This is a genomic window from Nocardioides psychrotolerans, assembly GCF_900113685.1.
Taxonomy (GTDB): Bacteria; Actinomycetota; Actinomycetes; order Propionibacteriales; family Nocardioidaceae; genus Nocardioides; species Nocardioides psychrotolerans.
This window is the reverse complement of record NZ_FOQG01000012.1, coordinates 143,708-154,178: the sequence shown is the minus strand read 5'-3', so window position 1 is coordinate 154,178 and position 10,471 is coordinate 143,708. Positions and strand designations below refer to the sequence as shown.

Below are 10,471 nucleotides of genomic sequence, written 5' to 3'. Positions count from 1 at the left end.
GTCGTATCAGGTATTAGACCCCGTTTCCGAAGCTTATCCCCAAGTGAAGGGCAGATTACTCACGTGTTACTCACCCGTTCGCCGCTCGTGTACCCCCGAAAGGGCCTTACCGCTCGACTTGCATGTGTTAAGCACGCCGCCAGCGTTCGTCCTGAGCCAGGATCAAACTCTCCGTAGAAAATTCCATCACTGACAAAAAACAAAACTGACAATTGCCAGATCTATCTAATGCCGAAAAAACAACCCAAACTTTGACATAAGGGCATACAAACTAATTCATCGACTATGACACACTGTTGAGTTCTCAAAGATCAGACGCACACCGAACAGGGACCGTCTCCGGTCCTAGCCTGGGGCTGTCGCTCTCCGCCTTCTGGCCCTTTCGGGCCCGGCTGGGGCAACCCGGAGAACATTACGTGCAAGGCCAGGGGCCGTCAACTCGGGGGTGGCCTCCCAGGCCCGGCGTGGCCCGGGCACGGCGCGTGGTTTTCGAGTTTGCGCAGGTCAGAGGGCTTGGCGCCTGGTCCGAAACTTGTCCAGATCGGTCACCTCCCGAGGCGCCAGGCGCTGCGGTCGCCGCCGCGGCCGACCGATCCTGCAGCCGTCGATGTGAGCGGGGACACACCAAATAGCTCGTCGCGGACTAGGTGGACGCGGTCGGTGCGCGCCGGTAGGCGCTCACGGAGGGCTCTCCAGCTAGCCAGAAGCGCCACGGCACGTCGGCTGCGCGGCTCACCCCCACCCGTGGACCGGTGGCGCGGGTGCCAGGTAGCGTCCGCGCGCCCGGACGCAGCACGAGAGCCCCGTCCCCCAGCAGGTCGACGCCGCTGTGTCCCCCCGTCAGACCGAGCGCCTGCCCCAGGCAGCCCGGGCCGCGGGCCCAGCAGCACTCCGCGGTTCGCTCCCCCCTGCGGCGACGTACGACGTCGTTGCCCTCGGTGACTCGCCCCGCGCGCAGGAGGACCGCTGAGGCCGTGCCGCCCTCCCCCGTCACCACGTTGGCGCACCAGTGGATGCCGTAGGAGCGGTAGACGTAGAGGTGGCCGGCGAGCCCGAACATCACGCGGTTGCGTGGCGTCGGGCCGCGGAACGCATGGCTGGCTGGGTCGTCCGCGCCGTGGTAGGCCTCCACCTCGGTGAGCGCGACGGTGACGGTCCCCTCGTCGGTGGTGTGGCTGAGCCGCCAGCCGAGCAGGTCGGGCGCCACCTCCGACGCCTGTCTCGACAGGATCTCGCGCAGGTCGCGGGACACGACTCAGGCCAGGTGCTCGCGCTGGGCAGCAGCCCGGGTGAGGAGCTCGTCGAGCTGCTCGCGGACCCGGACGGGAGCGGTGCCCCCGCGCCCGTTGCGGGACGACACCGAGCCCTCCACCGTCAGGACCTCACGCACGCCGGGGGTCAGGGTCGGTGAGATCTCGGCGAACTGCTCGTCGGTCAGCTCGTGGAGCTCGATGCCGAGCTCCTCGCAACGGCGTACGCAGGCCCCTGCGACCTCGTGGGCGATCCGAAAGGGCGTGCCCGCACGGACGAGCCACTCGGCGATGTCGGTGGCCAGGGAGAAGCCTTGGGGCGCCAGCTCGGCCAGGCGTGGGGTGTTGAACGTCAAGGTGGCGACCATGCCTGTGAAGGCCGGCAGCAGCACCTCGAGGGTGTCGATGGAGTCGAAGACCGGCTCCTTGTCCTCCTGGAGGTCGCGGTTGTAGGCCAGGGGCAGAGCCTTGAGTGTCGCCATCAAGCCGGTCAGGTTGCCGATGAGACGACCTGCCTTTCCCCGAGCCAGCTCGGCGATGTCGGGGTTCTTCTTCTGCGGCATGATGCTCGAGCCCGTCGACCAGGAGTCGTGGAGCGCCACGAAGTCGAACTCCCGGGTCGACCAGAGGATGACCTCCTCCGCCAGGCGGCTCACGTCGACTCCGACCTGAGCGGTGACGAACGCCAGCTCCGCGACGAAGTCGCGCGAGGACGTGCCGTCGATCGAGTTGGCCGAGGAGCCGCTGAAGCCCAGCTCGTCGGCGACCCCGATCGGGTCGAGACCGAGGCTGGACCCGGCGAGCGCGCCGGATCCGTAGGGAGAGTCGCCGGCGACACGGGCGTCCCAGTCCGCGATCCGGTCGACGTCGCGCAGCAACGCCCAGGCGTGCGCGAGCAGGTGATGGGCCAGGAGGACCGGCTGGGCGTGCTGCAGGTGCGTGCGCCCGGGCATGACGCTCGGCCCGTCGGGGCCGAGGTGGTCACGGGCCTGGGTGGCGAGGACCTCGACGAGGTCGAGCACCTGACCGGCGACGACCCGGGCGTGGTCACGCAGGAACATCTTGAACAGCGTGGCGATCTGGTCGTTGCGGCTGCGACCGGCGCGGATGCGGCCGCCGGTGTCGGCGCCGACCTCCTCCAGCAGCAAGCGCTCCAGCGCTCCGTGGACGTCCTCGTCGCTGGGGTCCGGCAGCAGGGTGCCGGCCTCGAAGCGCTCCCCCAGGACGTCCAGCCCGCGCAGCAGCTCGACCAGCTCGGAGTCGCTGAGCAGCCCTGCGCGGTGCAGCGCCCTCGCGTGGGCCCGCGAGCCGGCCAGGTCGTAGGGCGCCAGGCGCCAGTCGAAGTGGGTGGAGCGCGACAGGGCCTCGAGCTCGGGCGACGGACCTCCGGCGAACCGGCCGCCCCAGAGCTTGCCCTCGTTGGTGGTGCCGCTCTCGCCCATCAGTCGGTCCCGGACTCCATCGCGGCGTAGTCGAGCGCCTGGTCCTCGGCGTCACGTGCGGACGGGTTGTCGGTGATCCGCTCCGCGCCACCAGCCGGCAGCTCGCCGAACAGCGTGCCGTTCTCGACCAGCACCTGGCCCTGGTCCAGCGGCTGCGCGGCGTACATCTCGAGCTTGGCGCGCGAGTCGGCGATGTCCAGGTTGCGCATCGTCAGCTGCCCGATGCGGTCGGTGGGGCCGAAGGCGGCGTTGTCGGTGCGCTCCATGGAGAGCTTGTCCGGGTGGTAGGAGAACGCCGGCCCGGCGGTGCGCAGGACCGTGTAGTCCTCACCGCGACGCAACCGCAGCGTGACCTCGCCAGTGACCAGCGAGGCGATCCAGCGCTGGATGGCCTCGCGCATCATCAGTGCCTGCGGGTCCAACCAGCGGCCTTCGTACATCAGGCGACCCAGGCGGCGGCCCTCCGCGTGGTAGTTGGCGATGGTGTCCTCGTTGTGGACCGCGTTGAGCAGGCGCTCGTAGGCGATCCAGAGCAGCGCCATCGCCGGGGCCTCGTAGATGCCGCGGGACTTGGCCTCGATGATCCGGTTCTCGATCTGGTCGGACATCCCCAGGCCGTGGCGGCCACCGATGACGTTGGCCTCGTGGACCAGCGCCACCGAGTCGGCGTACGTCATTCCGTTGATGGCGACCGGGCGCCCGGCCTCGTAGCGGATCGTGACGTCCTCGGTGGGGATCTCGACGCTGGGGTCCCAGAACTTCACGCCCATGATCGGCTGGACCGTCTCGAGCGAGACGTCGAGGTGCTCGAGGGTCTTGGCCTCGTGGGTGGCGCCCCAGATGTTGGCGTCGGTGGAGTAGGCCTTCTCGTGGCTGTCGCGGTAGGGCAAACCGCGCTCGGTGAGCCACTGGCTCATCTCGGTGCGGCCGCCGAGCTCGTGGACGAAGTCGGCGTCGAGCCACGGCTTGTAGATGCGCAGGTCGGGGTTCGCGAGCAAGCCGTAGCGGTAGAACCGCTCGATGTCGTTGCCCTTGAAGGTCGAGCCGTCGCCCCAGATGTCGACGCCGTCCTCGTGCATGGCACGCACCAGCATCGTGCCGGTCACGGCGCGGCCCAGGGGCGTGGTGTTGAAGTAGGTGCGCGAGCCGGAGCGGATGTGGAACGCGCCGCACGCCAGCGCCGCGAGGCCTTCCTCGACCAGCTGGGGCCGGCAGTCGACGGACCTGGCCAGCTCCGCGCCGTAGGCCATGGCCCGGCCGGGGACGCCCGAGATGTCGGGCTCGTCGTATTGGCCGATGTCGGCTGTGTAGGTGCAGGGAACGGCACCCTTCTCACGCATCCAGGCGACGGCGACGGAGGTGTCGAGGCCACCGGAGAACGCGATGCCGACGCGCTCGCCGACGGGGAGGGAGGTCAGGACCTTGCTCACGAGGATTCCTTCAGGTGCGAGGTGGCCGAGTGGAGATCGACCGTGGGGGTGGACTGGTGGACGTCGGCCAGGGCCAGGAAGCGGCGGGCCAGGTCGGCCCCGCCGTCCGGGTTGCGGCTGATGACGAGGACGGTGTCGTCGCCGGCGATGGTGCCGAGGACGTCGGGCAGCTCGGCCCGGTCGAAGGCCGACGCCAGGAACTGCGCGGCACCGGGAGGCGTGCGCAGGACGGCGAGGTTGGCCGAGGAGTCGGCGCTGACGAGCAGCTCACTGCAGAGCCGCGAGAGGCGCTGCACGGCTGCTTGGGTCTCCCCCGGCGCCGAAGGCCGACGATCGCCGCCCTCGCCGGGCACGGCGTAGACGAGCGGGCCGGAGGTCGAGCGCACCTTGACGGCGTCGAGCTCGACGAGGTCACGCGAGAGCGTCGCCTGGGTGACGTGGACGCCGTCTGCCGCTAGGAGGTCGGCCAGCTCACCCTGCGAGTGCACCTCGTGATGCGTCACCAGCTCGATGATCAGCTGGTGCCGGGCGTTCTTGGTCGTGGGTCGCATCGCCTCGGTCATGGCGCACCCGATGCCCCGAGTAGGAAGACCAGCGCGGCCTTCTGGGCATGACGCCTGTTCTCGGCCTCGTCCCAGACCACCGAGCGCGGGCCGTCGAGGACGTCCGCGGCGATCTCCTTGCCGCGGTAGGCCGGGAGGCAGTGCAGGACGATCGCCTCCGGGTCGGCGTGGGCGAGCAGCTCGGTGGTCACCGACCAGGGAGCGAAGGCCGCCTCGCGGGAGGCTGCCTCGTCCTCCTTGCCCATGGAGACCCAGGTGTCGGTCACGACGACGTCGGCACCGGTCACGGCTGCGACGGCGTCGGCCTCGCCGCGCACCGATCCCCCGGTGGTCGCCGCGATGGCCGCCGCACGGGTGAACATGTGGTCCTCGGGGAGGTAGCCCTCGGGGCCGCTGAGCACGACGTGCATGCCGGCTGTGGCGCCGGCGAGGAGCCAGGAGTTGCCCATGTTGCAGGCCGCATCGCCGACGAAGGCGACTCGGAGGCCGGCGAGGTCGCCCTTGTGCTCCTGGATGGTCATCAGGTCGGCGAGCAGCTGGCAGGGGTGGAAGTCGTCGGTGAGAGCGTTGACGACCGGGACGCCGGCGTAGGCCGCCATCTCCTCCAGCTTGGCCTGCGCGTAGGTGCGCCAGACGACGACCGCAGCCTGGCGACCCAGGATGCGGGCCACGTCGGCGACCGACTCGCGCACACCGATGCCGGCGAGGTGCCCGTCGACCAGCATGGCGTGGCCGCCGAGCTCGACCACCCCGGCCGCGAACGACGACTGGGTGCGCAGGGTCGGCTTGTCGAAGATCATCGCCACGGTGTGGGGACCCGCCAGCGGCTGGGCGCTGAAGGGCGCAGCCTTCAGCTCCGCCGCGAGGCGCAGCACCTCGGCCTGCTCGGCCGGGCTGAGGTCGTCGTCGGCGAGGAGATGCCTCACGATCCAGCCGCCATCGCGTCGTCGAGGATCGCGGGCCAGGCCGCGAGCAGCGCGTCCACGTCGTCGGTCGTCAGGACGAGCGGTGGGGCCAGGCGGATCCGGCCCGGGGTCGGGTTGTTGATGATGAAGCCGTGGGCCATCGCGGCAGCCGCCACGTGGGCCGAGACGGGCGCTGACAGGTCGAGACCGACCAGCAGTCCCTCACCGCGCACCTCGGTGACCCGTGGGTCGGCGGCCAGGCCGTCGCGCAGCTTCTGGCCGAGGACGGTGACGTGCTCGAGGAGGTGCTCGGACTCGATCGTGGCGATGACGGCAAGGGCAGCGGCGCACGCGACGGGGTTGCCCCCGAAGGTCGTGCCGTGGTTGCCGGGCTCGAGCATCGCGCCGGCGGCGCCGACCCCGATGCAGGCCCCGATGGGAAAGCCACCTGCCAGCCCCTTGGCGAGCGTGACGATGTCGGGCGTGACGCCGGAGGTCTCGTGGGCGAACCAGCGGCCGGTGCGCCCGACCCCGGTCTGCACCTCGTCGAACCAGAGCAGCGCACCGTGCTCGTCGGCGATCGCCCGTGCGGTTGCGAGGTAGCCGTCCGGCGGCATGACGACACCGGCCTCCCCCTGGATCGGCTCGAGCAGGATCGCCGCCGTGCGGTCGGTGACCGCTGCGGCGAGCGCGTCCTGGTCGCCGTACGGGACGAAGGTGACGTCGCCGGGGAGCGGCTCGAAGGGCGCACGGTAGGCCTCCTTGGAGGTCAGCGCGAGGGCGCCCATGGTGCGGCCGTGGAACCCGCCCTCGGCGGCGACCACGTGGGTGCGACCGGTGCGGCGGGTGAGCTTGAAGGCGGCCTCGTTGGCCTCGGCTCCGGAGTTGGTGAAGAACACCTTGCCGGGGGCACCGAGCAGCGAGAGCAGCTTCTCGGCGAGCTCCACCTGCGGCTCGCTAGCGAAGAAGTTGCTGATGTGGCCGAGCGTGCTCATCTGGGTCGAGACTGCCTCGACGAGCGCCGGGTGGGCGTGGCCGAGGGCGTTGACGGCGATGCCGCCGAGGAAGTCGACGTACTCCTTGCCGTCGGCGTCCCAGACGTGCGCGCCCTGGCCGCGCACGAGCGTGGTCTTCGGCGGACCGAACGTGTTCATCAGCGAGCCGGCGTAGCGCTCGCCCCAGGTGGGCTCGCTCATGTCGCGATCTCCCTCGCCTTGCGGGTCTTGGTCTCCACCCCGGGCAACACCTGGGTGCCGACGCCCTCCTTGGTGAAGAGCTCCAGGATCACCGCGTGCAGCTGACGCCCGTCGACGACGGTGGCGCGCTTGACGCCACCGCGGACGGCCTCCAGGCAGGCCCGCATCTTCGGGACCATGCCGCTGGCGAGGCTCGGCAGGAGCTCCTCCAGGGCCTCGGGGCTGATCTCGCCGATGACGTCGTCGGAGCTGGGCCAGTCGAGGTAGAGGCCCTCGACATCGGTCAGCACCAGGAGCTTCTCGGCCCCCAGGGCCACCGCGAGCGAGGCCGCGGCCAGGTCGGCGTTGACGTTGTGGACCTGACCGTCGACGTCGGGCGCGACGCTGGAGACGACCGGGATCCGGCCGGCCTCGATCAGGTCCAGCACCGACTCGGGCCGCACGCTGGCAACCTCGCCGACGAGGCCGAGGTCGACCTCCTCGCCGTCGACGATGGTGTTGGTCTGCTCGGCGGTGAACAACCCGGCGTCCTCGCCGGAGAGTCCGACCGCGAGGGGACCGTGCTCGTTGATCAGCCCGACCAGCTCACGCTGGACCTGACCGACGAGCACCATCCGCACGACCTCCATCGCCTCGGGCGTGGTGACGCGCAGGCCGCCCTTGAACTCCGACTCGATGCCGAGCTTGTCCAGCATCTTGGAGATCTGCGGGCCGCCGCCGTGCACGACGACGGGCTTGAAGCCCGCGAAGCGCAGGAAGGCGATGTCCTCGGCGAAGGCGCGCTTGAGGTTGTCGTCGGTCATGGCGTTGCCGCCGTACTTCACCACGACGATCTTGCCGTGGTAGGCCTTGAGCCACGGGAGGGCTCCGGCCAGGACGAGGGCCTTGGCCGGGTCGGGCTTCCCGGGGGCCTTTCCGGGGGCCTTCTCGGGGGTCTTCTCGGGGGTCAGGTCAGTCATGAGCTGTAGGCACTGTTCTCGTGGACGTAGGCGTGGGTCAGGTCGTTGGTCCAGACGGTCGCGCGGGCGTCGCCGGACTTGAGGTCGATGGTGACGCTGACCTCGCGGGGCTCGAGGTCCACCGTGGTGGGGTCCTCGGCCGGGGTGGAGTTCCTGCAGACCCAGACGCCGTTCATGGCGACGTCGAGGTCGGCGGGGTCGAAGGTCGCCTGCGTCGTGCCGATGCTGGCCAGGACGCGCCCCCAGTTGGGGTCGTGGCCGAACACCGCGGCCTTGAAGAGGTTGCTGCGGGCCACGCTGCGGGCGCACTCGACGGCCTCGTCCTCGCTCGCGGCGTTGAGGACGGTGATCGCGATCTCGTGGTCGGCACCCTCCGCGTCGCGCAGGAGCTGCATGGCCAGGTCGGTGCAGGCCTGGGTCAGGGCCTCGGTGAAGTCCGGCAGCGAGGGCGTGATGCCGCTGGCGCCGCTGGCCATGACCGTGACGGTGTCGTTGGTCGACATGCAGCCGTCGGAGTCGAGCCGGTCGAAGCTGACCCGGGTGGCGGCACGCAGCGCCTGGTCGAGGTCGGCGGCCGGCACGACGGCGTCGGTGGTGATGACCACGAGCATGGTGGCCAGCTGCGGCGCCAGCATGCCCGCGCCCTTGGCCATGCCGCCGATCGACCAGCCGGCGCCCTCGACGACGACCTGCTTGCTCACCGAGTCGGTCGTCATGATCGCCTCGGCTGCCGCGTTGCCACCGTCTGCCGCCAGGGCGTCGTATGCCGCGTCGACACCGGCGAGCAGGTGATCGCGGTCATTGGCCAGGCCGATCAGGCCGGTCGAGCAGACAACCACGTCACCGGCACCGATGCCGACGCGCGTGGCAACCTGCTCGGCGACCGCGTGGGTGGTCTGGAAGCCGTCGGGGCCGGTGTAGCAGTTGGCGCCACCGGAGTTGAGGACGACCGCGCGCACGACGCCGTCCTTGACGACCTCCTGGCTCCACAGGATCGGGTTGGCCTTGCACCGGTTGGCGGTGAAGACGCTGGCGGAGTCATGGGTGGGACCGTCGTTGACGACGAGGGCGAGGTCCTTGGCGCCGGTGGACTTGAGGCCTGCGACGACACCGGCGGCACGGAAGCCGGCGGGTGAGGTGATGGTCATGAGCGTTTCTTCCGGGGAGGCGTGACGGGGACGGCGAGGTCGACGGTGTGGCCCCGTCGTCGCCAGGCCTCGGCCGCGACCTCGGCCTTGGCGACCGGCACCAGGATCCAGTCGGTCGCGTAGGTGGAGATCGTGAAGACGCTGAGCTCGGCCTCTGCGAGCGGCACGAGGAGGTCGGCGAGCACGCCCACCATCGTCAGGTCGAGCTGGCCCATCACCGCGAACGCGGTGAGGCCCTTGTGGGCGACCTGCTTGGTGGGCACGTTGCGCCCGGCGCAGATGAGCGAGGTCTCGGTCGCCGTGGCGGTGATCGAGAACAGCGAGGACGACTCTGCCCACTCGGGGATCTCGGCCCCGGGGGGCAGCTTGACGATCGCGAGCTTCTCGGGGAACTGCTGGAGGGTGAAGACCCGCTCCGGCGCAGCTGCCTCGGTCTCGGTCTCGGTGGCCTCGGCGGGCTCGGTGGGCTCTGTCCCCGTGGGCTCGGGTGTCTCGGATGTCTCGGTCATGGTGCGATCCCAACGGTGGTAAGGCCCAGGCCTTCGGAGAGGCCCAGGGCGAGGTTCATGCACTGTACGGCGGCGCCGCCGGTGCCCTTGGCGAGGTTGTCAACGGCGCCGACGGCGATGAGCCGGCGGGCCGCGGCGTCGACGGTGACCTGAAGGTGCACGGCATTGGAGCCGGTCACCGACTGGGTCTGCGGCCACTGCCCCTCGGGCAGGACGTGGACGAACGGCTCGTCGACGTAGAACCTCGTGTAGACCGCGTGGGCACGCTCAGCGCTCACGTCGCCGCGCAGCGCGGCGGAGCAGGTGGCGAGGATGCCGCGCGACATCGGGACCAGCAGCGGCGTGAAGCTCACCCTGACGGTTCCCTCGACGAGTCGGGAGAGGTTCTGGGTGATCTCGGGGGTGTGCCGGTGGACGCCGCCGACGCCGTAGGCACTGGCGTTGCCCATGATCTCGCTGCCGAGCAGGTGGGTCTTGGCGGCCTTGCCGGCGCCGCTGGTGCCAGACGCGGCGACCACGACGACGTCGGGGTCGACGAGGCCCTCGGCGACGGCGGGGGCGAGCGAGAGGGTCGAGACGGTCGGGTAGCAGCCGGGGACGGCGATGCGGGTGGCGCCGGCGAGGACCTCGCGCTGGCCGGGCAGCTCCGGGAGGCCGTAGGGCCAGGTGCCGGCGTGGCTGCCGCCGTAGAACTGCTCCCACGCGGCCGCGTCTGCCAGGCGGAAGTCGGCGCCGCAGTCGATGACCACGGTGCTGTCGGGCAACTGGGCGGCTATCTCGCCGGACTGGCCGTGGGGCAGAGCGAGGAACACGACGTCGTGGCCGGACAGCGTCTCGAGGTTCGTGGCCTCGAGGCGGCGCCCGGCGAGGGGCACGAGGTGAGGCTGGAGCGGGCCCAGGAGCTCGCCCGCGTTGGAGCCGGCGGTGAGCGCGCCGATCTCGACCTCGGGATGCCCGAGGAGGAGCCGGAGCACCTCTCCCCCGGCATAACCACTGGCACCGGCTACTGCGACTGAGACCGTCATGTGCATGACTATACATGCTTATGCATGTTCATGTGCGATGGGGG

At 70.4% G+C, this 10,471-nt stretch carries 10 protein-coding genes and 1 rRNA gene; all 11 read right to left on the bottom strand.

What is annotated here, in order from left to right:
* Positions 1-178 (bottom strand): 16S ribosomal RNA (locus BM204_RS15145); the annotation flags it as partial.
* 465 nt (positions 179-643) lie between these two features.
* The gene (locus tag BM204_RS15140; RefSeq protein ID WP_246166252.1) at positions 644-1,252 is read right to left on the bottom strand and encodes a DNA-3-methyladenine glycosylase; all 609 of its coding nucleotides are present in this window, start codon (positions 1,250-1,252) and stop codon (positions 644-646) included.
* Positions 1,253-1,255: 3 nt separating this feature from the next.
* A complete protein-coding gene (argH, locus tag BM204_RS15135) occupies positions 1,256-2,692 on the bottom strand; it encodes an argininosuccinate lyase (RefSeq protein WP_091114944.1) in 1,437 nt (478 codons plus the stop codon).
* On the bottom strand, positions 2,692-4,122 hold the full coding sequence (gene argG, locus BM204_RS15130) for an argininosuccinate synthase (RefSeq protein ID WP_091114943.1): 1,431 nt from the start codon (positions 4,120-4,122) through the stop codon (positions 2,692-2,694). The genes argH and argG overlap by 1 nt, the downstream gene beginning before the upstream one ends.
* Positions 4,119-4,685 carry an arginine repressor gene (locus tag BM204_RS15125; protein WP_091114942.1) on the bottom strand — a complete coding sequence of 189 codons (567 nt, stop codon included), beginning with the start codon at positions 4,683-4,685 and terminating at the stop codon, positions 4,119-4,121. Before BM204_RS15125 ends, argG begins: the two co-directional genes overlap by 4 nt.
* Positions 4,682-5,614: an ornithine carbamoyltransferase gene (gene argF, locus BM204_RS15120; RefSeq protein WP_091114941.1), complete on the bottom strand. Its 933-nt coding sequence runs from the start codon at positions 5,612-5,614 to the stop codon at positions 4,682-4,684. The genes BM204_RS15125 and argF overlap by 4 nt, the downstream gene beginning before the upstream one ends.
* Positions 5,608-6,786: an acetylornithine transaminase gene (locus tag BM204_RS15115; RefSeq protein ID WP_091114940.1), complete on the bottom strand. Its 1,179-nt coding sequence runs from the start codon at positions 6,784-6,786 to the stop codon at positions 5,608-5,610. The genes argF and BM204_RS15115 overlap by 7 nt, the downstream gene beginning before the upstream one ends.
* Positions 6,783-7,745 carry an acetylglutamate kinase gene (gene argB / locus BM204_RS15110; protein WP_091114939.1) on the bottom strand — a complete coding sequence of 321 codons (963 nt, stop codon included), beginning with the start codon at positions 7,743-7,745 and terminating at the stop codon, positions 6,783-6,785. The genes BM204_RS15115 and argB overlap by 4 nt, the downstream gene beginning before the upstream one ends.
* Positions 7,742-8,893, bottom strand: coding sequence for a bifunctional glutamate N-acetyltransferase/amino-acid acetyltransferase ArgJ (gene argJ / locus BM204_RS15105; protein ID WP_091114938.1), 1,152 nt, complete (start codon positions 8,891-8,893; stop codon positions 7,742-7,744). Before argJ ends, argB begins: the two co-directional genes overlap by 4 nt.
* Positions 8,890-9,402, bottom strand: coding sequence for an ACT domain-containing protein (locus tag BM204_RS15100; RefSeq protein ID WP_091114937.1), 513 nt, complete (start codon positions 9,400-9,402; stop codon positions 8,890-8,892). The genes argJ and BM204_RS15100 overlap by 4 nt, the downstream gene beginning before the upstream one ends.
* A complete protein-coding gene (argC, locus tag BM204_RS15095) occupies positions 9,399-10,433 on the bottom strand; it encodes an N-acetyl-gamma-glutamyl-phosphate reductase (protein WP_218031236.1) in 1,035 nt (344 codons plus the stop codon). Before argC ends, BM204_RS15100 begins: the two co-directional genes overlap by 4 nt.
* Between the last annotated feature and the right edge of the window lie 38 nt (positions 10,434-10,471).

Excerpts from the sequence above, each read along its gene's own strand:
- argH (WP_091114944.1), bottom strand. The coding sequence starts at position 2,692 with ATGGGCGAGAGCGGCACCACCAACGAGGGCAAGCTCTGGGGCGGCCGG.
- BM204_RS15125 (WP_091114942.1), bottom strand. The coding sequence starts at position 4,685 with ATGACCGAGGCGATGCGACCCACGACCAAGAACGCCCGGCACCAGCTG.
- BM204_RS15115 (WP_091114940.1), bottom strand. The coding sequence starts at position 6,786 with ATGAGCGAGCCCACCTGGGGCGAGCGCTACGCCGGCTCGCTGATGAAC.
- argB (WP_091114939.1), bottom strand. The coding sequence starts at position 7,745 with ATGACTGACCTGACCCCCGAGAAGACCCCCGAGAAGGCCCCCGGAAAG.
- argJ (WP_091114938.1), bottom strand. The coding sequence starts at position 8,893 with ATGACCATCACCTCACCCGCCGGCTTCCGTGCCGCCGGTGTCGTCGCA.
- BM204_RS15100 (WP_091114937.1), bottom strand. The coding sequence starts at position 9,402 with ATGACCGAGACATCCGAGACACCCGAGCCCACGGGGACAGAGCCCACC.
- argC (WP_218031236.1), bottom strand. The coding sequence starts at position 10,433 with ATGCACATGACGGTCTCAGTCGCAGTAGCCGGTGCCAGTGGTTATGCC.